Source organism: Kitasatospora sp. SC0581, from assembly GCF_048159585.1.
Lineage (GTDB): Bacteria > Actinomycetota > Actinomycetes > Streptomycetales > Streptomycetaceae > Kitasatospora.
Genome location: NZ_JBLRWA010000252.1, coordinates 1 through 356, shown reverse-complemented (window position 1 = coordinate 356; position 356 = coordinate 1). Strand labels below are relative to the sequence as shown.

At 70.2% G+C, this 356-nt stretch carries 1 pseudogene; it reads left to right on the top strand.

Annotated elements, in window-relative coordinates:
- Nucleotides 1-356 (top strand): annotated as a pseudogene (locus ACLWS4_RS37985) (DNA-binding protein); the annotation flags it as partial.

Below are 356 nucleotides of genomic sequence, written 5' to 3'. Positions count from 1 at the left end.
CCGCCCGGCCCGGGTGCACGGCATCGTGCTGGTCTCCCGGCTGCACAAGCCCACCCTGCGGGCGCTGAACTACGCCGAGGCCTTCCGGCTGGACACCCTGGAGGCACTCACCGTCGCGGTGGAGCCCGAGGCGGTCACCGAACTCCGGGAGCAGTGGGGCGAGTTCGACATCCCGGTGCCGCTGAAAGTGCTGGACTCGCCGTACCGGGAGATCACCCGCCCGGTGGTCGGGTACGTCCGCTCGGTGAAGCGGGGGAGCCCGCAGGACATCGTCGCGGTCTTCATCCCGGAGTACGTGGTCGGGCACTGGTGGGAGAACGCGCTGCACAACCAGTCCGCGCTCTGGCTGAAGAGCC